Raw genomic sequence first — 24407 nt, 5'->3', positions numbered from 1 at the left:
CCCACCGCTTCCCCTCACCTCGGCGCGCCGTGACCGCTCCGCGCGGTCACGCGCCGCGCTGCACCACACCCGAGTTCGGAGTGACCATGAAGAACCCCCCGGTGCCGCCGCCGTTCACCCAGCGGTCGGCACTGCTGCTGATGGGCGCCGTCCTGTGCGCCCTCGTCATCGGAGTCCTGACCTTCTTCGCGGTCGGCAACGCGGCCGCGGCCGTGGTGAGCGGTCTGATCGCTTTCGGCGGCGCGTTCACCTTCCTGCACAACCACATCCGCTAGCGCGCCGACGTCCACCACCCCGGTGGTCGCGGTCAAGGCGGGCAGCGCGATCGCGAAGCGGGGAAACCGCCGCCGCCCCGCTCGTCGAGCACGAGCGGGGCAGCGGCCGGGGACGGCTCAGCGCCCCTTCCAGACCAGCCCCTCGTCGACGGCCTTCCTGGCGTAGTCCGCCTCGACCGGCAGCAGGGCCTCGCCGCGCAGGACCACGCACCAGCCCTCGTGGTCGGTGACCAGGGTCAGCGGGTCGAGTTCGACGGAGGTCCCGGCGACGTTGCCGCGGGACCGCTTGGGATCGACGCCCTCGGTGATCTTCTCGCCGGTGGTGTGCAGGGTCTCGTGCATCAGCAGGCGGACATGCTTGCCCTGCAAGGTGTACGGCTTGGCCAGGTGCCTGTTGCGGACGTTGGTGTGCCACAGCCCGAACACGTGCCCGAGCTCGTGGGCCAGGTCGTTGCCCGCGCCGAGCACGACCGGTGGGGTGGGGTAGGCGCGGTCGGGGAGGGGCGCGCACGCGTCGGCGCGGAACTCCGGCCTGTCACCGGCGCCCACGGACGCTTCGGTGGCGACCAGGACCACCGGTCCGGTGAACGGTGCGAACGAGCCGTCGTTGCCCGCGCTCGCGCCGGTGAGCAGCGAGAGCGCGACGCCCCACCGGTTCCAGAGCCGGGGCAGCAGCACCACGTCGACCCAGCCGAAACCGTTGGCCGTGATCTCCGGATTGACCTGCTCCGCCAGTTCACCGAGCACGACGTCCTTGAAATCGCCCTTGGCCGACGACACCCGTGCGTCCCGCACACGCCCGTCCCACCGCAGCTCCACGCCCGCGGTGGCCCAGATCCGCACCGCCTGGCCGACCACCGCCGCCACGTCGACCGCCACCCCGACCCCGGCCTGCTCGACCGCCCACACCCGCAGTTCCACCGAACTCACACGCTGCTCCTGTCCGTCGCCGACCACTCGGTGATCGGCACCTGCCCGACGGTCGTTAGCCGTGCGTGGCGCTCGCGAAGGCATTGCGCTCCAGGACAACCCGGTCGGACCAACCGCGCCCCCGGTCGGTCGGTGGAACGCCCAGGACCCGCGGTGCCGTCGGTTCACGTGGTGCCGAACCCGCGCTCCGTCCGAAGTGGACGCCCGGTCCGCTGGGCAGCAGGAGTCGCCGTACGCGTCCAGGCTGCCCGAGGACGTGTGGTGGCCGTTCGCCCGAGACCCGTCGACAGCCCCTACTCGGTCCACACCGTCGCGGGCCCGCTCCCACCGCTCCCGCGATCGTCCAGCACCAACGCCGCCCGCCCGTTCACCGAGTACCGGACATGCGTGACCCCCGGCGTGTGCACGACCCTCGTGGGGGTCAGTTCGATCGCCTGCTTGTCCGGCAGGCGCAGGTTGTCGTCGAGCAGGCGCAGGCCGCTGCCGAGCACGACCGGTGCGATGTGCAGTTCCAGTTCGTCGAGCAGCCCGGCCTCCAAGACCTGCCGCACCAGGCTCCCGCCGCCCGCGACGGCGACGTTCTTCCCGCCGGTGACCGCGCGGGCCTGCTCGACGGCGCTTTCGACGCCGTCGGTGACGAAGGTGAAGCTGGTGCCGCCCTGGCGTTCCAGCACCGCGCGCGGCCGGTGGGTGACGACGAAGACGGGGGCGTGGAACGGGGGTTCGTCGCCCCACGGGACTTCGCCGCCCTCGGCCATGCGCCTGCCCATGACGTAGGCGCCCGCCGCCTCGAAGGTCTCCGTGATGATCTCGGAGTTGACGTCCGGTTCGCCGCCCTCGAAGCCCTGGCGTTCGCGCCAGCCCATCGTGTCGATCGCCCACCGGGTGACGCGGAAGAACCCGGCGGCCTCCGCGGACTCCATCCAGCCGTCGTCGCCGTCGTGCCGGGGGCCCGCGTAGTAGCCGTCCAGCGACACGGACATCTGCGCCGTCACCTTGGTCATCGTGTTCCGCTCCTCGATTCGCGGCGACGCCCGGCGGGCGCGCTCGCAGTGGATCGGAGCCGAGGCGGCGGTTTCTACATGGCCGGGAGAAAACTTTCCTCAACTCAGCCGAGCGGCTCGGGAGAGGAGGAAGCGCTGTTCGGGGAGGCTGCCCGCGAGGCGTGCGGCTTCCTGGAAGCGGGCGGCGGCGGACGCGTGGTCACCGGCCTGTTCGAGCAGGTGGGCCTGCACGGCGAGGAGGCGGTGGTTGTCGGCGAGGACGCCGGAGCGGAGGTCGTCGACGGCGGCGAGGCCTGCTCGGGGGCCGTGGACCACGCCGACGGCGACGGCCCGGTTGAGCGCGGCGACGGGGTTGGGGGCGAGGCGGTCGAGGAGGTCGTAGAGGGCGAGGATCTGCGGCCAGTCGGTGGTGTCGACGGAGGCGGCCTCGTCGTGCAGGGCGGCGATGGCGGCCTGGACCTGGTACGGGCCGATCGGCAGGGTGGCCAGGCTGTGGGTGAGCAGGCCGGTGGCCTCCGCGATGGCGGCGCTGTCCCACCGGGACCGGTCCTGTTCGGCCAGCGGGACGAGGACGCCGTCGGGGCCGGTGCGGGCCGGGCCGCGGGCTTCGGTGAGCAGCATCAGGGCGAGCAACCCCGTGGTCTCGCCGGAGTCGGGCAGGCGGCGGTGCAGGTCGCGGGTGAGTCGGAGGGCCTGTCCGGTGAGGTCGACGCGGTGCAGCGCGGACCCGGCGCTGGCGCTGTAGCCCTCGTTGAACACGAGGTACAGCACGTGCAGGACCACCTCCAGCCGTGGCCCCAGGTCCCGCGGCAGTTCGAACCGGGCGCCCGCGTCGCGCAGCCGCGACTTGGCGCGGGAGATGCGCTGCCCCATGGTCTTCTCCGGGACGAGGAACGCCGCGGCGATCTCCGGGGTGGTGAGGCCGCCGACCGCGCGCAGCGTGAGCGCCATCTGCGAGGGCGCGGTCAGGGCGGGGTGGCAGCAGAGGAAGAGCAGTTCGAGCAGGTCGTCGCGGGCGGGTTCGGTGTCGGCCGGTTCGGCGTCGCGTCGGGACTGGTCGAAGTCCGCCAGTTCGCGGCGTTCACGGGCGGAGTCGGCGCGCACCAGGTCGACGTAGCGGCGGGCGGCGACGGTGGTGAGCCATCCCCGCGGGTGCTCGGGGACGCCGTCCCGTGCCCACGTGCCCGCCGCGGTGATCAGCGCTTCCTGCACGGCGTCCTCGCAGCGGGCGAAGTCGCCGTGGCGGCGGACGAGCGTCCCGAGCACTTTCGGGGTGAGCACGCGCAGGAGGTCCTCGACCATGGTCAACGTTCCATCAGCGGCCACATCTCCAGGCCGCCGCCGGTGCCGTGGTGGTGGACGATGCCGGGGTAGGACCGGGCGATCTCCACGGCCCGCTCCTCGCTGTCGACGTCCACCACGAACATCGAGCCGACGTACTCCTTCGCCTCCAGGTACGGGCCGTCGGTGACGACCGGCGCGTCCGGTCCCATCCGGACGGACCTCGCCCGCGGTACCAGGCCTTCGGAGAGCACCAGTTCACCCGAGTCGCGCAAGTCCTGGTTGAACCCGTCGACGTTGGCGATCAGCTCGGTCAGGTCCGCCGGGGAGAGGCTGTTCCAGACGGTCTCGTTGCCGTAGATCAGCATCAGGTACTTCATGGCCGCCATCCTGCCGGCGCGGTCGCCACGGGGCCCGACGGCGTCCCGGTCGACCCGGAAGCCGTCGGCGCGAGGCCCGTCAGGCGCGGTCGTGGAGGGTGATGCGGTAGCCGTCGGGGTCGGCGAAGGTGAACGTCCGGCCGAAGGGGCCGTCGACGGGTGCGGAGGTGATGGCGTGGCCGTCGGCGACGAGGGCGTCGTGGATGGCCTGGACTTCCGTGGCGTGGAGCCAGATCGCGGCGCCGATGCCGGGGTGGGCGGCGGAGGCGAGGTCGGTGCCGGGAACGACGTCGCGGAGTGCGAACGCGATCGGTTCCGTCTCGAAGACGACGGCGTGCGGGGGTCCGGTCGGCGAGCGGACGAGGCCGAGGTACTGCTCGTAGAACGCCTGCGACGCCGGGAGGTCGCGCGCCTGGAGCGAGATGAAGTCGGGGCCGGTGACGGGCATGGTGTCTCCTTGGCTTCGTGTCAGGTTCCTGACACGGGTCACCATATGTCAGAATGCTGACATGAGTCAAGACGGTGTCGACCTGGAGACGTCGCTGGGGTACCTGCTCAAAGAGGCGTCGAGCGTCCTGCGGGTGGCCATGGAAGAAGTGCTGCGGCCGCTGGGGATGAGCGTCACGCACTACTCCTGCCTCGAACTGCTGGCCCAACGGCCGGGTTTGTCGAACTCCGAACTCGCGCGGGGCGCGTTCGTGACGCGGCAGTCGATGAACGTGCTGCTCCAGACCCTGGAACGGGACGGCTTCGTGACCAGGCCCGCGGAGGCGCCCGTCGGGAAGGTCCTTCCCGCGCGGCTCACCCCGCGCGGGCGGCGGAGCCTGCGGAAGGCGACCGCGGCGGTCCGGTCGGTCGAGGTCAGGATGCTGGCCGGTCTGACCCTGGCCGAGCAGGCGGGCGCGTCCCGGATCCTGCGGGGCATGATCCGTTCCCTGCGCGAGGGCGACGGCGGCGCGTAGCCCGTTCCAGGCACACGCCTCGTCGCAAGTTCCGGCCCCCCAGGCGTTCCGCCCCCGTACCCCTGCTTGGCATCATGGCCCGCACAGGAGGCCCGGATGGTGAGCGATCCGTCCACCGGCGGCGCCGGTGGACTTGGGGACAACGTGCTGGAGAAGGTGCCCTCCGTCGTGGGGTGCGCGGTCTACGTCGGTGGCGAGCGGATGCCGGGGGAATGGGCGCACCGGGACGCGCTGGCGGCGGTGAGGGAGCGGCGGGAGGGGTTCGTGTGGCTCGGGTTGTTCGAGCCCACGGTGGAGTGCATGCGCGAGGTGGCCGGGACGTTCGGGTTGCACGCGCGGGCGGTGCAGGCGGCGGTCGGGGCCTACCAGCGGCCGAAGCTGGAGTACCACGGGGACACCGTGTTCATGGTGCTGAAGACCGTGCGGCACGTGGGGCACGAGTCGCCGACCACGGCGAGCGAGATCGTGGAGACCGGCGAGGTGATGGCGTTCGTCGGGGCCGACTTCGTGGTGACCGTCCGGCACGGCGTGCACTCCAGCCTGCACGGGTTGCGGGCCGAGTTGGAGGCCGCGCCGCAGCGGCTCGGGATCGGGCCGGGCGCGGTGCTGCACGCGATCGCGGCGCACGTGGTGGACAGCTACCTGTCGGTGACCAGCGCGTTCGAGGGGGACATCGACACGATCGAGGCGCTGGTGTTCGCGCCGCACGCGCCGGTCGAGGCCGAGCAGATGTACCTGATGAAGCGCGAGATCGTCGAGCTGAACCGGTCCGTGACACCGCTGGCGAACCTGCTGCGGACGTTGTCGGGCACCGAGCACGCCCTGGTGTCGGAGGACCTGCGGTCCGGGTTCCGGGATCTCGACGACCGGCTGGCGGCGGTGGCGGCGCAGATCACGGCGTTCGACGAGCTGCTCACCAGCCTGCTGTACGCGACGCTGGCGAAGGTGCAGCTCCAGCAGAACGACGACATGCGCAAGATCTCCGCGTGGGCGGCGATCATCGCGGTGCCGACGCTGCTGGTCGGCGTGTACGGGATGAACTTCGAGCACATGCCGGAGCTGGGCTGGGAGTACGGGTACTACGGGCTGCTGGGCGTGATCGCGGTCGGCTGCCTGGTGCTGCACCGGTCGTTCAAGCGGAACCGGTGGCTGTAGACCAGCGGTCGACGAGAGCGGCCACGTGGTCGCGCAGTTCGGCGTCGGGCAGCGCGGTCTGCGCGGTGAGCACGCGGTAGAAGACCGGCCCGACCAGGTGCGCGGTGCACAGGGCCGTCTCCGGCATCGCGGGCGTGGTCCCGCGCACCCGGTCGAGCACGGTCCGCGCGCTGGTGCCCAGGGGGTCGGCCGCGAGGATGAGGTCGCGCACGGCGGGGTCGTGCTGGGCCTCGCCGACCAGCGCGCGGTAGGCCAGGCCCGCGGGGGCTTCCAGGAGGAAGGCGCCCAACGCCCGCAGGTAGGTGGACAGGTCCTCGACCGGGTCCGGGTGCGCCGGGGTGGCGAGATCGTCCTGGAGATCGCCGATGGTGGCCTCCAGCAGGATCTCGGCCTTCGTCGTCCACCACCGGTAGAGCGTCTGGCGGCCGACACCGGCGCGTTCCGCGATGCCCTTCATGGTCATCGCGGCGTAGCCGACCTCGACGAGGAGGTCGTCCGCCGCGTGCAGGACGGACTGTCGTGCCTGCTCACTGCGGGGACGGCCCATTCGCGGTTCCTCGGTGCCCATCCGGCGAACTGTACCGAGACACCCGGTCGCGGCTGTGCTAGCTTACAAACGAGGCACAATGCCTCGTAAATCGACCTGTCGGGACGCCTGTTCCCCGCCCCGACCCCCATCCCCGAACCGACGCCCGCGGCCCACCACGCCGCGGTGCGATGAGGTGTCCCCATGCGCCCTGAGCGCGCCCTGATCGCCGACGTCCTGCGTCGGCGAGCCCGCCCGGTGGCCGCCGGCTGCGCGGCCTCCACCGTGCACCAGACCTGCGAGGCGCTGGTGCCGCTGGCCATCGGCCTCGCCGTGGACCACGCGATCGACGGCGCCCCGCCGGTCGCCGTCCTCATCGCGGTCGCCGGTGTCCTGCTGCTGTTCACCGTGCTCGCGACCGGCGGCGGCGTCGCGGGCTGGGTGCTCGGCTCGACCTGCCTGACCGAGGCCCACGACCTGCGGGTGCGGGCGATCGGGCGCGTCCTGGCCGACCCGCTCGTCGGTCGCGACCGCAGGGCGGGGGAGCTGATGAGCATCCTGACCTCCGACACCAAGGCCACCGCCGACGTCATGCGGGTACTGGCCAACCTGACTTCGGGCTGCGCGGGCCTGGTCGTCGCGGTCGTCGTGCTGCTGCGCGTGGACCTGTGGCTGGGCCTCGGCATCGTCGTCGTGCTCCCGCTGCTGGTGCTCGGCATCGACCGGCTCGGCCCGTGGCTGGAGCGCAAGGTGCGCGCCCGTCAGCAGGCAGGCGGTCTGGCCGCCGCCCTGGCCGCGGAGCTCATCCACGCGCTGCGCCCGCTGCGCAGCTTCGGCGGCGTGCCCGAGGCGGTCCGCCGCTACCGCCTGACCAGCGGGCGGTCGCTGCACACCGCGCTCGACACGGCCTCGGCGACGGCGGTCGTCGCGGTCACCGGCCTGCTGGCGACCGGCCTGGTCCTGGTCGGCACCGCCGCCGCGGCCGGGACGATGGCGCTGTCGGGCCGCATCACCGTCGGCGAGTTCGTGACCGTGATCGTCATGGCCTCGTTCGTCGCCGACCCGGTGCGGCGCATCGCGAACGGCGTCGAGCAGGTGGCCGTCTCCCGTGCGGGCGCCGCCAGGGTCGCCGCGCTGCTGTCGGCGCCGACCCGGTCCACCGGCGGCGGCGCGCCCGACCGGCCCGGCCCCCTGACCGTGCGCGACGTGGCGGTCGGACCCGTCACCGGCCTCGACTTCACCCTCGGGGCGGGGGAGGTGCTCGGCATCGCCACCGCCGACCCCGCCACCGCGGACGCCGTGACGACGCTGCTCGCCGGCCGCACGGCCCCGGCGTCCGGCCGGGTGTCGTTCGGCGACGTCGCGATGGAGTCGTTCGACCTGAAGTCCTTGCGCCGCCACGTCCTGGTCGAGCCGCACACCGCGCACCTGCTCGGCGGCACCCTCGACGCCGTGCTGGACACCGGCCGCGGCACCGACCGCGCGACCGTCGACCGGGCCCTGGCCGCGGCGGGCGCCGACGACCTCGACCAGTACGCGTCCGACGGCGGCTACGTGCTCGAAGGCGGCGCGAACCTCTCCGGCGGCCAACGGCAACGCGTCGCGCTGGCCAGGGCGATGGCCGCCGAACCGCCCGTGCTCGTCCTGCGCGATCCCCTCACCGCGGTCGACGCCGTCACCGAGGATGCGGTCGCCGACGGCCTGCACGCGTTGCGCCGCAACGGTTGCGCGGGCACGGTCGTCATCACCACGTCGCCGCCGCTGCTGTCGCGGTGCGACCGGGTCGTGTTCCTCGACGGCGGCGCGGCACCCGTCGTCGCGACCCACGCCCAGCTCACCGCGAACCCCGCCTACGCCGAGGCGGTGCTCCGATGAGCACGAGCGTCACCGAACGGCCCGCGTTGACCACCGCCGACACCCCGATCCTGCCCATCGCGACCAGCGCGCAGACCCTCGTGGGCCTCGGTCGGGCCCTGCGGGGCCACCCGGCCGACTGCGCGCTCGCGTTCGCGCTGACCGCGTTCGCGAGCGTCGGCGCGGTCGCCGTGCCGCTGTTCCTCGGCAGGCTGGTCGACGCCGTGCGCGCCGGTCAGCCGAACCTGGTGACCCTGCTCCTGCTCACCGCCGCGGGGGTGGTGGTCGGCGCGGTCTTCACGGCACTGGCCCAGCGCGCGACCGACCGGCTCGGCGCCCGGATCGCCGCCGACCTCCGCGAGCGCGTCCTGGTCCGCGCGCTGGGCATCGAGTCGCGGGTGCTCGAACGCGTCGGCAGCGGGGACGTCTCGTCACGGGTCACCGAGGACGTGGAGAACTTCGTCGAAGCCGTTCCGCTCGCGGCCACCGTGTTCAGCGCGGTGATCACGATCCTCGTCTCCACCGCGGGCTTCGCCACCCTGGACTGGCGCCTGGCGCTCGCGTTCACCGTCGTGTTCCCGGTCTACTGGTTCAGCCTGCGCGCCTACCTCCCCAAGGCGGGTCCGCTCTACGCCGCCGAACGCCGGGCCGCCGCCGCGCGCGGCCAGGTCGTCCTCGAGTCGCTGCACGGCCTGCCCACCGTGCACGCCTACGACATGGCCGACCTCCAGACCGGCCGGGTCGCCGACGCCTCCGAGCGCACCCTGACCGCGGGCCTGCGCGCGATGCGGCTGTTCGTCTGGTTCACGAAGTCCATGAACGCCGCCGAAGCCCTCGGCCTGTCCGCGATCCTGCTCGCCGGCTACTGGCTGGTCCACGGCGGCGGCGTCACGGTCGGCGAGGTGACCGCCGCCGCGCTGCTCTTCCACCGCCTGTTCGACCCGCTCGGCACCGTCCTGCTGTCCTTCGACGACGTGCAGCGGGCGGGCGCCGCGCTGGCCCGGATCATCGGCGTCACCCTCATGCCCACCCCGCCATCCCGACCGGGCCGCCGGCACGAGGGCGCGGTCGCGGTCGTCGCGCGCGGGATCCACCACTCCTACGACGAGCACCGCGAGGTCCTGCACGGCGTCGACCTGCACGTCCCGGCGGGCACCTCGCTGGCCGTCGTCGGCACCAGCGGCGCGGGCAAGACCACCCTGGCGGGCATCCTCGCGGGCTCGTTCCCGGCCTCGCTCGGCCACACCGCCCTGGTCGACGCGCGGGGGAGCGTCGACGTCGACGACCTCGACGCGGAGCGGGTCCGGGACTGGATCGGCATGGTCTCCCAGGAGACGCACGTCTTCGCTGGCACGCTGCGCGACGACGTCACCTTCGCCGCCCCGGACAGCACGGACGACCAGGTCGTGGCCGCTTTGCGCACGGTCGGCGCCGCGGCGTGGATCGCCGCCCTGCCCGACGGCCTCGACACCGCGGTCGGCGCCGGCGAGCACCCGCTGACCGCGGCCCAGGTGCAGCAGCTCGCCCTGGCCCGCCTCCTGCTGCGCGACCCGCCCGTGGTCGTGCTCGACGAGGCCACCGCCGAAGCGGGCAGCTCCGGCGCCCGTGACCTTGAGGAAGCCGCCGCGGCCCTCGTGGCGGGCCGCACCGCGATCGTCGTCGCGCACCGCCTCACCCAGGCACGGGCGTGCGACCGGATCGCGGTGATGGCGGACGGCCGGATCGAGGAGCTGGGCACGCACGACGAACTGGTCGCGCTGGGCGGCCGGTACGCGGAGCTGTGGACGGCGTGGTCGCGGAGGTACTGACGCCCGCTGGCGCGGTTCAGCGGGTCCGGTAGCGCGTGTAGACCAGCCCGGAGGCGAAGGCGCGCTCCTCGACCAGGTCGAGGTCGAGGCGCACGCCGTCGGGGAAGAACCGCTTGCCGCCGCCGACCACGGTCGTGGTGGTGAACAGGTGGTACTCGTCCACCAGACCCGCCGCGATGGCCTGGGCCGCGAGGTTCGGGCCGTCGACGGTGAGGTCGTGGTCGGACCCGACCTTGAGCGCGCGCACGGCGTCGGGGTCGAAGGTCCGCTCGATCCTGGTCTTCGCGCTGGACACCGACTCCAGCGTTGTGGAGTACACGACCTTTTCTGCGGCCTGCCAGTCGCGGGCGTACTGGAGGATGTGCGGCGGCACGTCGGGCTCGGTGTGCGCGGTCTCCCAGTAGACCATCGTCTCGTACATCCGCCTGCCGTAGAGGTACGTGCCGACGGGGCGGAAGAGGTCGTTGACGAAGGTGTGCACCTCCTGGTCGTCGGCCCCGGTGCCGAGCCCGCCCTCCGCCGCCTCGGCGTAGCCGTCGAGCGAGGTGATCATCGAGTAGATGAGCTTGGCCATTCGTCTCCTCCGGGTGCGGCGCGTCCTTGCAAGGAGTGACCTCCGCACGGACCGGAACTCATCGGACGGCGGGCAGGCCGGTTCCGGACGTTGACACCGACCGGCCGACCCGGAAGCGTGGTCGTGTTCGGTCCGCGGGGAAACCAACACCTGGTGGTGTGATGTCGTTCGGCTCTCGGGGGAAGCGGCTGCTGGCTTCGGCCGCAGGCGCGCTGCTCGTGTTCGGCCTGGCCACCATCCCGGCCGCGGCGTCGCAGAGCGATCCCATAGCGATCACCGCCACCGACCGCGCGCTGGACTTCGACGACGGCTGGCGCTTCGCCCTGGTCAACACCACCGGCGCCGACGCGCCCCAGCCGACCGGGACGTCGGCGTGGCGGCAGGTCACCCTGCCCCACGACTGGAGCATCGGCCTCGACCCGACCCCCGGCCCCGGCACCACCGCGGGCACCGGCTTCCTCCCCGGCGGCCTCGGCTGGTACCGCAAGGACTTCCGCCTCCCGTCGTCGATGGCGGGCCGGAAGGTGTCGATCGAGTTCGACGGCGTCTACATGGACTCCGAGGTGTACCTCAACGGCAAGTCCATCGGCACGCACGCCTACGGCTACACCGGCTTCGCCCTGGACCTCACCGGGCTCGCCCACACCGACGGCACGACCGACACCCTCGCGGTCAAGGTCCGCAACCAGGTGCCCAGCAGCCGGTGGTACTCCGGCAGCGGCATCTACCGCCACGTCCGGCTCGTCGTGACCGACCAGGCCCACGTGACCCGCCACGGCGTCACCGCGACCACCCCCGACCTGGCGAACACCACCAAGGCGGGCTTCGCGATCGTGCACGTCGACACGAACGCGGTCAACGAGCGGGGCACGGCCGACGCCGACGTCGTCTCGACCGTCAGGAACGCCGACGGCCGCGCGGTGGCGACCGGGTCCACCCGGATCGCGCTGGGCGCCGAACCCCGCACCGCGGGCGTCGACATCCGCGTCGACAAGCCCCGCCTGTGGTCGACGACCGACCCGTACCTGTACTCCGTGGAGACCCGGATCGTGATCGCGGGCAAGACCGTCGACACCACCACGACGAGGATCGGGCTGCGCTCGGCGGTCTTCGACCCGAACGAGGGCTTCTCCCTCAACGGCCAGGCCATGAAGCTCCAGGGCGTCGACATGCACCACGACCTCGGCGCGCTCGGCGCGGCGGTGAACATCGACGCCGTGCGCAGGCAGATGACCATCATGAAGAGCATGGGCGTCAACTCCCTGCGCACCTCGCACAACCCGCCCGCGCCCGAGGTCGTCCAGGTCTGCGAGGAGCTGGGCATCGTCATGATGGTCGAGGCCTTCGACACCTGGCGCACCCCCAAGGCGACCTTCGACTACGGCCGGTTCTTCGACGCCAACAGCGACGCCGACGTGACGGAGATGGTGCAGGCGGCCAAGAACTCGCCCGCCGTCGTGCTGTGGTCCATCGGCAACGAGATCCCGGACTCGACGTCGGCCGCCGTCGGCGTGCCCATCGCGAAGCGGCTGATCGCCGACGTCCGCGCCGTCGACACCACCCGGCCGATCGTGATGGGGTCCGACAAGTACCGCGGCGTCCCCGCGCCCGGTTCCGCGCAGGACCAGATCCTCGCGCTGCTCGACGGCATGGGCCTGAACTACAACACCGCGGGCTCGGTCGACGCGCTGCACGCCCGGTACCCCACCAAGTTCCTCTTCGAGAGCGAGTCGGCGTCGTCCACGTCCACCCGCGGCGAGTACCAGGAACCCGACCAGCTCAACACCGGCGAGAACTACACGCCGGGCAAGCGCTCCGCGTCGTCCTACGACAACAACCTGGCGTCGTGGACGATGAGCGGCGAGTACGGCCTTAAGAAGGACCGCGACCGCAAGTACTTCGCGGGCCAGTTCCTCTGGTCGGGCTTCGACTACCTCGGCGAGCCGACGCCGTTCGACAACACCTTCCCGGTGAAGTCGTCGTTCTTCGGCGCGGTGGACACCGCCGGTTTCCCGAAGGACCTCTACCACCTGTTCCGCAGCCAGTGGAGCAGCGAGCCGATGGTGCACCTGCTGCCGATGGACTGGACCGACCACAAGCCGGGTGAGCCGGTGTCGGTGTGGGCGTACAGCAACGCCGAGGACGTGGAGCTGTTCCTCGACGGCAAGTCGCTGGGCGCGCGGTCGTTCGACCGCAAGACCACGACCTACGGCGCGGGCTACCTGGAGACCACCGGGGCCACCGGCGACGACAAGACCGTCACCACCGGCCCGTACCCCGGCAGCTACACCAGCCCCAACGGCAGCGCGGGCGAGCTGCACCTGACCTGGGACGTCCCCTTCGCGCCCGGACGGCTCGTCGCGGTGGCGAAGAAGAACGGCGTCGAGGTCGCCAGGGACGAGATCCGCACCGCGGGCGCCCCGGCGGCCATCCGGCTCACCCCGGACCGCAAGGCGGTCGCCGCCGACGGCGAGTCGCTGGTGTTCGTGACCGCGGACGTCGTCGACCGGCGCGGGGTCGTCGTGCCGGACGCCGGCGACCAGCTGTCCTTCCAGGTGCGCGGCGGCACGCTCGTCGGCCTGGACAACGGCGCGCAGGAAAGCGCCGAGAACTACCAGGCGACGTCGCGGAAGGCGTTCAACGGCAAGGCGCTGGCGATCGTCCGCACAGGACCGAACGCGGGCCCGATCACCATCACCGCAGGCTCGCCGCGCCTGCGGTCGGCGTCCACGACCATCGTCGCCACCCGGACCCGGCACCAGGGCAGCGCCCTGCCGCCTTCGGCGGGTCCGCTCCGCGAGGTGCTCACCGCCCTGCCGACCACGCCGACCGCGGACGCGAGCTACTCCGGGTCCCCCGACACGGTCCCGGCCGCGATGACCGACGGCACCACCGCGAGCGGCGGCTGGTCCAACGCCTACGTCAAGCAGGCCACCGCGCTGCTGCCCACCATCAGCCGCGCCCGGCCCGCCGACTGGGTCTCGCTGTCCCTGCCCCGGTCCCAGCGCCTCGGCGGCGTCCAGGCGTACTTCACGACCGACGCCACGCACGCGCTGCCCGCGTCGATCGGGGTGTCCTACTGGAACGGCCGGGCCTACGAACCGGTGCGCGGCCTGCGGATCGCGTGGGCCACCGGGTCGAACCAGCCGACCAGGATCACGTTCGACCCGGTGTCGACAGATCGGGTCAAGCTCGACCTGACCAGCGGCGCGCCCCGCACGTCGACCGGGTTCCTCCAGATCGCCGAACTCACGGCGGGCTGACCGACCCGTTCCGGTGCTCGTTCGCCCGAGCGCTTGACTTCAAGCGCTTGAAGGGGCGCCTCGATCGAGGTGTCAACCTGCCTGCGGGGCAAGGTGGCGATGCGGGACGCCCGACCCCCGGATGGAGGAGGTCGCCGCCGCGGCCCGCGGCAGGGGCGGACGGTCATGTGATGGGCTGCGAGCTGACCCGCCTGGCCGACATCCGGGTGGCCGCGGCCGGGGTGCGCGACTTGCTCGGCTCGGTGACGGTGCGGCCGTTGCGCGCCCTGGTCGCCAATACCGGGATTCCGCGATGACGTGGAACCACTGTCCCCTCCCATTCAGGGGACTACGGGTGGAACGGGGCTTTGGTCTGCGCCGACCCCGCGCTGGTCGCCGATCCGGCGGCGGTTACGAGTACAACGACTCCCCGATCACCGGGTTCAGCCTCACGCACATCGCGGGCCCCGGCTGCGACGTGCCGTTCCTGCCGACGGTCGGCGCCGTCAACGGGGCGGCGACCGAGGCGTTCTCGCACGCCGACGAGAAGGCGGACGCGGGCCACTACCGGGTGAAGGGGGACTCGGGCATCACCACCGGGCTGACCGCGATCACCCGGTCGGGGATGGGCCGGTTCACCTTCCCCGCCACCAAGCAGGCCAACCTGCTGATCAAGCTCGCGGGCAGCCAGACGCCGGTGAGCGGCACCAGCGTCACGGTCGTCAGCAGCACCGAGGTCGTCGGATCCGTTACCACCGGCCACTTCTGCGGCGCCGGCCCGACGTGCGCGATGTACTTCGCGGCGAAGTTCGACCGCCCGTTCACCACCAGCGGGACCTTCGCCACCGCGGCGGCAGCTCCGCAGGCCCGTCCCGGATCGACGCAGACCGCGCAGGAGGCGGCGCCGCAACCGGCCGGGCCCAACGGCGAGTACCTGACCTTCGACACCACCGCGAACCAGGTCGTGCAGGCCAGAGTCGGCATCTCCTGCGTGTCGACCGGCAACGCGCAGGCCAACCGCGAGGCCGAGAACGCCGACCGGACCTTCGACGCCGTGCACCAGAGCGCGCACGACTCGTGGAACGCGATGCTGAACCGCATCAGGATCGCGGGTGGAACTCCCTCGCAGCAAACGGTTTTCCACACCGCGCCGTACCACGCCCTACAACACCCCAGCGTCTACTCCGACACCAACGGCCAGTACCCCGGCTTCGACAACACCACCCACGCGGTGGCCGCGGGGCACGCGCAGTACGCCAACTCCTCCGGCTGGGACATCTACCGCAGCCAGGCGCAGCTGTCCGCGCTGCCAGCGCCGGCGCAGGTCAGCGACATGGCCCAGTCCATGGTCAACGACCACGCGCACAGCGGCCGATTGCCGAAGTTCAACCCCGCCTCCGGGTCCATGCAGCCCAGGGAGGTCGACGGCTCGTGGACCGCGGGCTTCAACCCCGCGAGCGGCGACAACTTCGTCGAGGGGACCTCCTGGCAGTACACGGGAATGGTGCCGTTCAACGTCGGTGGGCTCGCGCCTGGTACGTCTGGTCCGCACTCGGCATGTTCCCGGAAACCCCCGGCACCGCCGACTTCGCCCTGGGCAGCCCGATGTTCACCCAGGCCGTCGTCACCCTGCCGACCGGCGGCACGCTCACGATCAACGCCCCGGCCGACAACGCGCCGTACGTGCAGAGCATGGCGGTCAACGGCAGCGCTTGGAACAACGCCTACCTGCCGCCGTCGATCATCAGCGCGGGCGGCACCGTGGACTACGCGCTCGGCACCACGGCCAACACGTCGTGGGCGAGCGCCCCGTCCTCCGCGCCGCCGTTCTACCCCGGCACCGGCGCCTCCCTGGCCCCCACCGGCCCGGTGGCCTCGGGGATCGCGGGCAAGTGCGCGGACGTCGACCACAGCGCCGTCGCCAACGCCGCGCACATCCAGCTGTGGGACTGCAACAGCTCCGGCGCGCAGCAGTGGCAGGTCCGTTCCGGCGCCCTGGTGAACCCGCAGTCGGGCAGGTGCCTGGACATCCCCGACAGCGCCACCACCAACGGCACGCGGCTCCAGATCTACGACTGCGACCAGAGCACCGCGCAGAAGTGGACCGCTCCGGCCTAGCCGAGTCGCGTACGGGGAGGCTTCGACCGGCCTCCCCGGGCGCCCTCAGTGCACCAGCACGATCTTCCCGCGGGCGTGCCGCGTCTCGCACAGCTCGTGCGCCGCGACGACCTCGTCGAGCGGGAACGCCGCCGCGACGGGTACCCGCAGCCGCCCCTCGGCCGCCAGCGCGACCGCGATCGCCAGTCCGCGCACCGCGAGGGGATCGGCAGGGGCTCCCACGGCGTCGGCCGTGCCGTCGGCGGGCGCTCCGTGCGACATGTGCACGCCGTGCGCCGCCGCCGTGAAGTCCGGGGCGATCGTCACCACCCGCGCCGGGTCGCCCGCGATGGCGATGAGGTCCGGCAGCGACCCGCCCGCGCAGTCGAACACGGCGTCCACTCCGGACGGTGCCAGCGTGCGAACCCGTTCCACGAGCCCGTCCCCGTACGTCGTGGGCACCGCGCCCAGCGACCGCAGGAACTCGTGGTTGCCCTCGCGGGCCGTTCCGATGACGGTGGCGCCGCGGGCGACGGCCAACTGGACGGCGACCGCCCCGACCCCACCCGCCGCACCCTGGATCAGCACCGTCTGCCCGGCCTGGACGGCGAGCCGGTCGAGCACCCTCGTCGCCGTCTCCACCGCACCCGCGGCCCCGCCCGCTTCCTCCCAACTCCACCCGCCGGGCTTGGCCGCCCACGCCGTCAGGACCGCGAAGTCCGCGTTGGCCGCGCGCCCGGCCGTGGTCGTCATGCCGAACACCTCGTCGCCGACCGCCACGCCCGTGACGTCGTCGCCGACCTCGTCCACCACGCCCGCGGCGTCGAAGCCGGTCAGCCACGGGAAGGTCGTGGGCACGACGTCGCGGAACGCGCCGGACCGGATGTGCATCTCGCCGGGGGAGACCCCGGAGGCGCGCACGGCGACGCGGACCGTGCCGGGTCGGGCGTGCGGGGCCTCGACCTCGGCGACGTGCACGACATCGGGCGGGCCGAACTCGGTGAACCGGACTGCTCTCATGGATCGGGAACGTAACGGAGCACCCCGTCCGTTTGGCTAAAGTGAGAGTGGTGACAGCAGAAGTGGGAACGAAGCTCCGGTCGGACGCCCGCGACAACCGCGAGCGCATCGTCGAGGTCGCCCGCGCCGCCTTCGCCGTGGACGGCCTCGACGTGCCGATCCGGGAGATCGCCCGGCGCGCCGAAGTGGGCGTCGCCACCGTCTACCGGCACTTCCAGACCAAGGAGGCGCTGCTGACGGAGGCGTTCGCCGAACGGATGGCCTCGTGCTCGGTGATCGTGGAGGAGGGGCTGGCCGCGGACGACCCGTGGGCGGGCTTCAGCCTGGTCATCTCCCGGCTCATGGAGGTCCACGCCCTCGACCGCGGCTTCGCCCGCGCGTTCATCTCGCAGCAGCCCCACGCGGCCGACTTCGCCGCGGAGCGCGACCGCACGGTGCGCATGCTGCTCGAACTGGTGCGGCGCGCGCAGGACGCGGGGCCGCTGCGGTCGGACTTCGTGCTGGAGGACATCAGCCTGGCGTTGATGGCGAACGAGGGCATCCGCGCCGAGTCACCGGCCCTGCGCGTCGCCGCGTCCCGCCGCTTCGCGGCCCTGATGCTCCAGTCGTTCGAGTCGAACCCCGTCTGCGCGCCGCTCCCACCGGCCGTCCGGCTGCCGATGTCCAGGGCCTAGATCCCGCGTTCGACATCGCCGAGAAGTTTTTCGGAGTCGTGTCGATCCGCCGTACTCCCGATCGACGCGTGGTCAGGAGCAGGCACCGGAAGCCTGCCGGACCGGGAGGACACGACATGACCACCACGACCGCTCAGCGCTCCGCCACCGCCACCACCGCTCCGCTCACCCGCCACCTGCCGACCGCGGGCCGGGTCGTCATGGGGCTGCTGTTCGTCGTCATGGGCTCAACGGCTTCCTGAACTTCCTGCCCCAGCCCGAAGGCGCCACGATGTCCGCCGACGCGGTCGCGTTCAGCATGGCGCTGGCCACGACCGGCTACATGATGCCGCTGACGATGGGCGTGCAGCTGCTGTCCGGAATCCTGTTGCTGGCCAACCGCTTCGTCCCGCTGGCCCTCGTCGTGCTCGCGCCGGTGGTCGTCAACATCTTCGCGTTCCACCTGTTCCTGGAGCCGAGCGGCCTGCCGATCGCGATCGCCGTCGCCGCACTGGAACTCGGCCTGGCCTGGACCCACCGCGCCGCCTTCCGCCCGGTGCTCCGCGCCACGGTCTAGGGCCGGCCGAGGAACCGCCGGACCACCCTGCCGAACGGCCCCGCCTACCCGCCCATGCGTTCGACCGTGAACGCCGTCAGGAACCCGACCGTCGTGATCAGTCCGGTGTACAGCCCGCTGCGCTCGAACGCCTCGGGGATCATCGTGTCCGCCACCATCGCCAGGATCGCACCGGCCGCCACAGCGGTGATCACCGCGATGGTGGCGGGGGAGGCGTCACCCAGCAGCAGGTTGCCCAGCAACGCGGCCAGCCCGCTCGCCACCGCGATCCCGGTCCACACCCCGAACACGTACCCGGCCCCACGTCCGGCCCGTTTCATCCCGGCCGCGCTGGACAGTCCTTCCGGGACGTTCGAGATGAACACGGCCACCAGCACCGCCACCCCGACACCGCCTCCGCTGAGCAGGGAAAGCCCCAGCACCACGGACTCGGGAATCCCGTCCAGCAACGCCCCCACCGCGATCGCCGCCCCGCTGCCGGCCTCGTCGGCCTGCTGGTCCCCGGACCGCTTCCGGTGCCGTGCCCCGCGCCGCGCCAGCAGGACGTTCACCACCACGTACACCCCGGCCCCGCCGAGGAACCCCACCACGGTCGGCACCAGCCCGCCCGACTGCTCGGCCTCGTCGACCAGGTCGAACGCCAAAGCCGAGATCAGCACGCCGGCCCCGAACGCCATGATCCCCGCGACCACCCCGCGCGACACCGGCACCCGCCAGGCGACAGCGGCCCCCAACACCAGCGCCCCACCGCCGAGCAACCCCCACAGCCCGGCTTCCAACCACTGCGGCACAACCCACCTCCTCACCCGCCTGTACCCGCGACCGGACCACGTGAACCACTCGCCGACGAGCAACAGGCGGTGGTAGGCCCCCTTCCCGCCGCCTGACGATCACACACCGCGGCGCCCGAGCCGCGTCGGCGCGCGGTGGACGGTTCAGGTGGTCTTCTCGCGTTCCACCCGGTCCAGGTGTTCGTGCTGGAGGACTCCCATGCGCAACGCGTCGCGGTACCGCCCCGCGGCGAAGAACTCCTCCCGCAGGGTCCCCTCGTCCTGGAACCCGACCTTCCGGTAGACGTGGATCGCCTTCTCGTTCTCCACGTCCACGATCAGGTAGACCTTGTGCAGGTTCAGCACCGCGAAGGCGTGGTCGAGCGCTCTCCCGGTGGCCGCGGCGGCGAGTCCGCGTCCCTGGAACTGCGGCGCGATGATGATCTGGAACTCGGCGTTGCGGTGCACGTCGACGATGCCCACCAGTTCGACCAGCCCGGCGGCCTCGCCGTCGACGTCGATGATGAACCGGCGCTCGCGCTCGTCGTGGATGTGCCGGTCGTAGATGCCGCGCAGCTCCACCAGCGCCTCGAACGGCTCGTCGAACCAGTACGACATGATCTGGTCGTCGTTGAAGAGCTGGTGGACGAACGGGAGGTCGTCCCTTTCGAGCGCACGCAGGCGGAGGGGCGGTGTCGACATGGGGATGATCGTAGAACCGCGGACGGACCCACCGCGCGGCCTGCTCAGCGCCGTCCGTCCCACAGCACGCGCTCGTCCGCCCGGTCGTCCACAACGGTCGCCGAGTCCGTGTCGAACACCATCCCCACGCGGTGGTCGGCGGAGTACACCGGCCAACCGGGATCCCCGGTGGCGGCGAACTCGACCCACGCCCGGTGCACCGCGTCGGCCAGCTCCTGCGGCGCGTGCCCGTCCGTGATCGCCACGAAAGCCGGTTCGTCCAGGTTGTCGAACACGAACGGCAGCTCGATCACGTGGCAAGCGCCGAGAGCGCCGTCGTAGGCGGGTGACCGCCAGGCGAACTCGTACACGTGCGACCGCCCGTGCGCCTCGGCGAGCCGCACCGCCGGGATCCGGTAGTACCAGTCGGTGATGACGGCGGCCAGCACGTCGCCCGCGGTGCTCCCCGGTCGGTTCGCGCGGTACCGCCGGACCGCGCTGCCCGCGGGCAGCCCGTACCGGCGGGCCCCGAGGTGCAGGACCATGGAATTGATCTTCGTGATGAGTCCCGTCGGCACCACGAACAGCCGGGCCTCCTCCGCGTTGGTGCCGATGAGCACGTCCACGTCCGACCCCGCCCCCGAGGCGATGCACTCGATCGGGGAGGCCGGGAGGACCTCGCCGTCGACCACGGGTTCGAACGGCATCAGGTTGCGGGCCACCTCGCCCCACAGCTTCGCCCTGGGCTTGGCGCCGATCTCGGTGGCGATCCGGGTCTGCGCGTCCAGCAGCCGGGCCATCGGGACCGAGGCGATCGCCTCGCGGTTCGGGGCGACGCCGAGGATGGCGGCCAGGCGGGTGCCGATCAGCCGGGCGGTGGTGGGGGAGACGACGCTGTGGCCCGCGCCGGACTGGGCGATGGCGCGGCGGAACAGGCCGCGCGCGCTGGGCATGGCGAGCAGCGTGCACACGCTCATGGCGCCCGCGGACTCGCCGAAGGCGGTGACGTTCGCCGGGTCGCCGCCGAAACCCGCGATGTTGTCGCGCACCCACTCCAGCGCGGCGACCTGGTCGAGCAGCCCGAGGTTGGGGACGCCGTCGCCGAGCCAGAGGAAGCCGTCCGCGCCGAGCCGGTAGTTGATGGTCACCAGCACCACCCCGTCGCGGGCGAAGCGGGTGCCGTCGTAGCCGCCGATCGAGCCGGAACCGCTGGTGAACGCGCCGCCGTGGACGAACACCATGACCGGCGCCGAACCCGTGGTGTCCGCGGTCCAGACGTTGAGGTTGAGGTAGTCGTCACCGGGGATGAGCGAGCGCGGCACCAGGTCGGCCAGCGGGCCGGAGCTGTCGGCCTGCGGCGCGGTGGGGCCGAACCGCGTGGCGTCGCGCGTCCCGGTCCACGGCTCGACCGGGCGCGGCGGCTGGAACCGGTTCGGGCCGACGGGCGGGGCGGCGTAGGGATGCCCTTGAACACGAGCACGCCCGTGTCGGTGACGGTGCCGCGGACGCTCCCGTGGTCGGTGGTGGCGGTGGGCTGGTCGGTCAACGATCCTCCGGGCGTGGTGCGGAACGGTGGTGTCACAGCATCCTGCCGGTCACGCGGCGAGACCGCCGACCAGGAGGCCGACCACCCGGCGGGCGAGGTCGTGCACCTCGTCGGCGGTCTGGTCCTCGATCTCGCGGTACCAGGTGTCCACGGCGTTGAGGCTGCTGAGCAGCGTCCTGGTGGCGAGGCTCGGGTCGGTCGCGCGCAGGGAGCCGTCGTCGACCCCCTCCACGACGACGCCGTGGAACAGCTGCTCGTAGTCGCTGCGGAGCTGGTTGAGAGCCACCAGCGCGTCGCGCTGGCGCGTCTTGAGCGCGGTCGACACCTCGCCCCGCACCGCTTGGTGGACGATGTGGTGGAACGCGAGGTCCTCCATCAGGTTGAGCAGGTGCGCGACCGACATGGCCACGAGCCGGTCGCGGCCGTTCCCGTCGCCCGTCGCGTGCGGTTCGACCCGTTCGCGCACGCGCCGCATGGCCTCCTCGTAGACCGCGAGGAAGATGTCGAACTTCGACCGGAAGTGGTAGTAGACCAGGCCCTTGGTCGCGCCGAGGCCGTCGGCGATGTCGTCGATCGTGGTGTTGGCGAACCCCGTGGCCATGAACGCCCCGGCGGCAGCGTCGAGGATCCTGCTCCGGGCGTCCGGGGCCGTCTCCGGGCTCGCGCTCACCGGCATCTCCTCTCGCCCGGACCCGGCCATCGTCGCACAGGCACACCTGTGACGGTTGACACACCGGGCCGCTCAATTTACCGTGATACTCAGTAGTATCCCAGGTGAAGGGGTCTTTGCGAATCCGCCGCACTGGCCTGAAACCAGCCGCACGACCCGGACACCCCCGTGGAGCGCCAACTCCGAAGGGGCCGTCGATGACGACGATCGCGAACGACCAGCTGCACGAGCACGCCACCAGGAAGGCGATGACCCGGCTGTTGCCGATCCTCGGCATCGCCTACTTCATGTCCTACGTCGACCGCACGAACATCGCGCTGGCGAAGACGGCGCTGGAAGCCGACATCGGGATGGGCGCCGCCGCCTACGGGCTGGGCGCGGGCCTGTTCTTCCTGAGCTACGCCCTGCTCGAGGTGCCGAGCAACCTGGTGCTCTACCGGGTCGGCGCGAGGGTGTGGATCGCCCGCATCGCGGTGACGTGGGGCCTGGTCTCCGCGGCGATGATGTTCGTCCAGGACGAGTTCTCCTTCTACGCCCTGCGCCTGCTGCTCGGCGCCACCGAGGCGGGCCTGTTCCCGGCCCTGATGTACACGGTGACGCTGTGGTTCTCCCAGAAGCACCGCGTCACGGTGGTGGGCCTGATCTACACCGCCCCCTGCGTCGCGATCGTCGTCGGCTCGCCCCTGGGCGGCGCGCTGATGGAGTTGCAGGGCGTGGGCGGCCTGCGCGGCTGGCAGTGGATGTTCCTCGTCGAGGGGCTCGTCACGGTCCTGGTCGGCGTCCTGGTCTGGTTCGTCCTGCCGGGCCGCCCCGCCGACGCCAAGTGGCTCACGCCCGAGGAGGCGGCCGTGCTCGCGGAGCGGGCCGTCACGCAGGGCGTCCCGTCGCCCACGCGGATGCGCGGGAACCTGCGGCTGGCGTTCGGCCGCCCGACGGTGCTGGTCCTGGCCTCGATCTACTTCGTCAACCAGGCCATCAGCTCGGGGATCGGGTTCAACTTCCCGGCGCTGCTCCAGTCGCTCGGCCTCAAGAGCCCGTTCCTCATCGGGCTGCTGGCCGGTGGCGGCGGGATCTCGGCGCTGGCGGGCGTGCTGTTCTTCCCGTGGCTCAAGCGCCGCGTCGGCCGCGAGGTCCAGCTGATCGGCGTGTGCGCCGGGGCCGGGCTGCTGATCCTGGTCGGGTTCCTGGCGTCCGCGAACCCGTTGTGGCGCATCGGCCTCATCTTCGTCGCCAACTTCTTCGCGCTCGGCACGCTGCCGCTGTTCTGGTCGATCGCCATGTCGCGGATGTCCGGGCTGGTCGCCGTGGCGGGGCTGGCGTTCATCAACATGCTCGGCATCACCGGCGGGTTCGTCGGGCCGTACGCCTACGGCCTCGTCGAGCAGTCGACCGGAAGCCTGATCGCGCCCTACTACCTGATCACCGCCGCCTCCTGCGTCGGTGTAGCGCTGGTGCCGGTCCTCGCCCTGTGCATCCGCCGGGAGAAGGAGCACGACGACGGCGTCGGGCAGCGGCCCACCGCCGAGGCCGACCCGGCGACCGCGGGGACGCCGTGAGGCCCCGGTGGCTCGGCGCCCTGCTGGTCGCGGTGTTCGCCGTCGGCTCCGCGGGCTCGTCCGCGGCGGCGAGCGCGCCGCTCCGGTACGCGGCGCTCGGTGACTCCTCGGCCTCGGGTCCGCTGATCCCGAACCAGATCGACCAGCGGTGCCTGCGCTCGGACCGGAACTGGCCGCACGTGCTGGCCGGACGCCTGGGCGCCGCGCTCGTCGACGTGACCTGCTCGGGCGCGCGGACGGCGGACCTTGCGGGCAGGCAGTCCGGTGTGGTGCCGCCGCAGTTCGACGCGCTGCGTGGGGACACCGAACTGGTCACGATCGCCATCGCGGCCAACGACATCGCGATGTACGAGGCCTTCACCGAGTGCGCGACCCCGGCACCGCCGCCCGTTCCCGCTGGGCCGACGTGCAGGCAGAAGTCCGCGGTCGGCGGCGTCGACAAGTACACCTCCCGCACGGCCGCGACCGCGCCGAAGGTGGGGGCCGCGCTGGAGGAGGTCCACCGCAGGTCGCCGAACGCGCGGGTGGTCGTCGTCGGGTACCTGACGTACTGGCGTGCGGGCGGCTGCTACCCGACCGACCCGTACCTGCCGGCCGACGCGGACTACATGCAGTCCAGGCTGGACCAGCTCGGCGTCATGCTCGCGCAGCAGGCGAAAGCGCACAACGCGTCCTTTGTGGACATCCGTCGGCCGAGCGCCGACCGCGGGCTGTGCGAGGTGCCCGCCCGGCGCTGGCTGGAGGGCGGGGCGCCCGCCTCGACGACCTACCCCTACCACCCGAACGCCGCCGGGATGGCCGCCGCCGCCGGGATCGTCGCGGGGGTGGTGCGGGGCGGGTAGACGT

General features: G+C 72.2%; 25 protein-coding genes and 1 pseudogene. 14 read left to right on the top strand and 12 right to left on the bottom strand.

Annotated elements, in window-relative coordinates; translation table 11 throughout:
• Nucleotides 1–86 precede the first annotated feature (86 nt).
• Nucleotides 87–275, top strand: coding sequence for a hypothetical protein (locus RM788_RS07515; protein ID WP_315930800.1), 189 nt, complete (start codon nucleotides 87–89; stop codon nucleotides 273–275).
• A 117-nt stretch (nucleotides 276–392) separates the two neighbouring features.
• Here RM788_RS07515 and RM788_RS07510 read toward each other — a convergent pair whose 3' ends face one another.
• From RM788_RS07510 to RM788_RS07490, 5 genes are all read right to left on the bottom strand, one after another.
• Nucleotides 393–1205: a hypothetical protein gene (locus tag RM788_RS07510; protein ID WP_315930799.1), complete on the bottom strand. Its 813-nt coding sequence runs from the start codon at nucleotides 1203–1205 to the stop codon at nucleotides 393–395.
• A 293-nt stretch (nucleotides 1206–1498) separates the two neighbouring features.
• The gene (locus RM788_RS07505) at nucleotides 1499–2209 is read right to left on the bottom strand and encodes a dihydrofolate reductase family protein (protein WP_315930798.1); all 711 of its coding nucleotides are present in this window, start codon (nucleotides 2207–2209) and stop codon (nucleotides 1499–1501) included.
• A 99-nt stretch (nucleotides 2210–2308) separates the two neighbouring features.
• Nucleotides 2309–3511, bottom strand: a complete 1203-nt coding sequence (locus RM788_RS07500; RefSeq protein WP_315930797.1) for an RNA polymerase sigma factor — start codon at nucleotides 3509–3511, stop codon at nucleotides 2309–2311.
• A gap of 2 nt (nucleotides 3512–3513) precedes the next feature.
• Nucleotides 3514–3870, bottom strand: a complete 357-nt coding sequence (locus tag RM788_RS07495) for a YciI family protein (RefSeq protein WP_315930796.1) — start codon at nucleotides 3868–3870, stop codon at nucleotides 3514–3516.
• Between the two features lie 79 nt (nucleotides 3871–3949).
• Nucleotides 3950–4318, bottom strand: coding sequence for a VOC family protein (locus RM788_RS07490; protein ID WP_315930795.1), 369 nt, complete (start codon nucleotides 4316–4318; stop codon nucleotides 3950–3952).
• Nucleotides 4319–4379: 61 nt separating this feature from the next.
• On the opposite strand from RM788_RS07490, the gene RM788_RS07485 reads away from it, so the two are divergent.
• Nucleotides 4380–4832, top strand: coding sequence for a MarR family winged helix-turn-helix transcriptional regulator (locus RM788_RS07485; RefSeq protein ID WP_315930794.1), 453 nt, complete (start codon nucleotides 4380–4382; stop codon nucleotides 4830–4832).
• Nucleotides 4833–4928: 96 nt separating this feature from the next.
• A complete protein-coding gene (locus RM788_RS07480) occupies nucleotides 4929–5987 on the top strand; it encodes a magnesium and cobalt transport protein CorA (protein ID WP_315930793.1) in 1059 nt (352 codons plus the stop codon).
• Here RM788_RS07480 and RM788_RS07475 read toward each other — a convergent pair.
• Nucleotides 5965–6555 (bottom strand): TetR/AcrR family transcriptional regulator, encoded by a 591-nt coding sequence (locus RM788_RS07475; protein WP_315930792.1) that lies wholly within the window; start codon nucleotides 6553–6555, stop codon nucleotides 5965–5967. The genes RM788_RS07480 and RM788_RS07475 overlap by 23 nt on opposite strands.
• A gap of 162 nt (nucleotides 6556–6717) precedes the next feature.
• Between RM788_RS07475 and RM788_RS07470 the strand changes: the two genes are divergently transcribed.
• Nucleotides 6718–8388, top strand: a complete 1671-nt coding sequence (locus tag RM788_RS07470) for an ABC transporter transmembrane domain-containing protein (protein WP_315930791.1) — start codon at nucleotides 6718–6720, stop codon at nucleotides 8386–8388.
• Complete coding sequence (locus RM788_RS07465; protein WP_315930790.1) at nucleotides 8385–10175, top strand: ABC transporter ATP-binding protein; 1791 nt, start codon at nucleotides 8385–8387, stop codon at nucleotides 10173–10175. Before RM788_RS07470 ends, RM788_RS07465 begins: the two co-directional genes overlap by 4 nt.
• A 16-nt stretch (nucleotides 10176–10191) precedes the next feature.
• Here RM788_RS07465 and RM788_RS07460 read toward each other — a convergent pair whose 3' ends face one another.
• Complete coding sequence (locus RM788_RS07460) at nucleotides 10192–10749, bottom strand: dihydrofolate reductase family protein (protein WP_315930789.1); 558 nt, start codon at nucleotides 10747–10749, stop codon at nucleotides 10192–10194.
• Between the two features lie 161 nt (nucleotides 10750–10910).
• On the opposite strand from RM788_RS07460, the gene RM788_RS07455 reads away from it, so the two are divergent.
• The 4 genes and pseudogenes from RM788_RS07455 to RM788_RS07440 all read left to right on the top strand — a co-directional run bounded on the left by RM788_RS07455 (nucleotide 10911) and on the right by RM788_RS07440 (nucleotide 16109).
• On the top strand, nucleotides 10911–14012 hold the full coding sequence (locus tag RM788_RS07455) for a glycoside hydrolase family 2 TIM barrel-domain containing protein (RefSeq protein WP_315930788.1): 3102 nt from the start codon (nucleotides 10911–10913) through the stop codon (nucleotides 14010–14012).
• A gap of 170 nt (nucleotides 14013–14182) precedes the next feature.
• Nucleotides 14183–14308, top strand: coding sequence for a hypothetical protein (locus tag RM788_RS07450; RefSeq protein WP_315930787.1), 126 nt, complete (start codon nucleotides 14183–14185; stop codon nucleotides 14306–14308).
• Nucleotides 14305–15489 (top strand): annotated as a pseudogene (locus RM788_RS07445) (glycoside hydrolase domain-containing protein); the annotation flags it as partial. The gene RM788_RS07450 and the pseudogene RM788_RS07445, both read left to right, overlap by 4 nt.
• A gap of 59 nt (nucleotides 15490–15548) precedes the next feature.
• Nucleotides 15549–16109, top strand: a complete 561-nt coding sequence (locus RM788_RS07440; RefSeq protein ID WP_315930786.1) for an RICIN domain-containing protein — start codon at nucleotides 15549–15551, stop codon at nucleotides 16107–16109.
• A 45-nt stretch (nucleotides 16110–16154) separates the two neighbouring features.
• On the opposite strand, the gene RM788_RS07435 is transcribed toward RM788_RS07440, so the two are convergent.
• Nucleotides 16155–17108: an NADP-dependent oxidoreductase gene (locus tag RM788_RS07435; RefSeq protein WP_315930785.1), complete on the bottom strand. Its 954-nt coding sequence runs from the start codon at nucleotides 17106–17108 to the stop codon at nucleotides 16155–16157.
• 50 nt (nucleotides 17109–17158) lie between these two features.
• Between RM788_RS07435 and RM788_RS07430 the strand changes: the two genes are divergently transcribed.
• The 3 genes from RM788_RS07430 to RM788_RS07420 all read left to right on the top strand — a co-directional run bounded on the left by RM788_RS07430 (nucleotide 17159) and on the right by RM788_RS07420 (nucleotide 18338).
• Entirely contained in the window at nucleotides 17159–17782 is a 624-nt protein-coding gene (locus tag RM788_RS07430; protein ID WP_315930784.1) for a TetR/AcrR family transcriptional regulator, read from the top strand.
• 116 nt (nucleotides 17783–17898) lie between these two features.
• Nucleotides 17899–18024, top strand: coding sequence for a hypothetical protein (locus RM788_RS07425; RefSeq protein ID WP_315930783.1), 126 nt, complete (start codon nucleotides 17899–17901; stop codon nucleotides 18022–18024).
• A 29-nt stretch (nucleotides 18025–18053) separates the two neighbouring features.
• Nucleotides 18054–18338, top strand: a complete 285-nt coding sequence (locus tag RM788_RS07420) for a hypothetical protein (protein WP_315930782.1) — start codon at nucleotides 18054–18056, stop codon at nucleotides 18336–18338.
• A gap of 44 nt (nucleotides 18339–18382) precedes the next feature.
• Here RM788_RS07420 and RM788_RS07415 read toward each other — a convergent pair whose 3' ends face one another.
• From RM788_RS07415 to RM788_RS07400, 4 genes are all read right to left on the bottom strand, one after another.
• Entirely contained in the window at nucleotides 18383–19129 is a 747-nt protein-coding gene (locus RM788_RS07415) for a ZIP family metal transporter (protein WP_315930781.1), read from the bottom strand.
• A 144-nt stretch (nucleotides 19130–19273) separates the two neighbouring features.
• Nucleotides 19274–19810 carry a spermidine N1-acetyltransferase gene (gene speG, locus RM788_RS07410; RefSeq protein WP_315930780.1) on the bottom strand — a complete coding sequence of 179 codons (537 nt, stop codon included), beginning with the start codon at nucleotides 19808–19810 and terminating at the stop codon, nucleotides 19274–19276.
• A 44-nt stretch (nucleotides 19811–19854) separates the two neighbouring features.
• Nucleotides 19855–21339, bottom strand: coding sequence for a carboxylesterase/lipase family protein (locus RM788_RS07405; protein ID WP_315934587.1), 1485 nt, complete (start codon nucleotides 21337–21339; stop codon nucleotides 19855–19857).
• Nucleotides 21340–21384: 45 nt separating this feature from the next.
• Nucleotides 21385–22005, bottom strand: coding sequence for a TetR-type transcription factor C-terminal domain-containing protein (locus RM788_RS07400; RefSeq protein WP_315930779.1), 621 nt, complete (start codon nucleotides 22003–22005; stop codon nucleotides 21385–21387).
• 197 nt (nucleotides 22006–22202) lie between these two features.
• Here RM788_RS07400 and RM788_RS07395 point away from each other — a divergent pair, with 197 nt between their 5' ends.
• Together RM788_RS07395 and RM788_RS07390 are read left to right on the top strand one after the other, a co-directional pair.
• Nucleotides 22203–23561 (top strand): MFS transporter, encoded by a 1359-nt coding sequence (locus RM788_RS07395; RefSeq protein ID WP_315930778.1) that lies wholly within the window; start codon nucleotides 22203–22205, stop codon nucleotides 23559–23561.
• The gene (locus tag RM788_RS07390; RefSeq protein WP_315930777.1) at nucleotides 23558–24403 is read left to right on the top strand and encodes an SGNH/GDSL hydrolase family protein; all 846 of its coding nucleotides are present in this window, start codon (nucleotides 23558–23560) and stop codon (nucleotides 24401–24403) included. Before RM788_RS07395 ends, RM788_RS07390 begins: the two co-directional genes overlap by 4 nt.
• Nucleotides 24404–24407: the final 4 nt, after the last annotated feature.

The organism is Umezawaea sp. Da 62-37 (assembly GCF_032460545.1).
Taxonomy (GTDB): domain Bacteria; phylum Actinomycetota; class Actinomycetes; order Mycobacteriales; family Pseudonocardiaceae; genus Umezawaea.
This window is presented reverse-complemented; position numbering and strand designations above follow the sequence as displayed.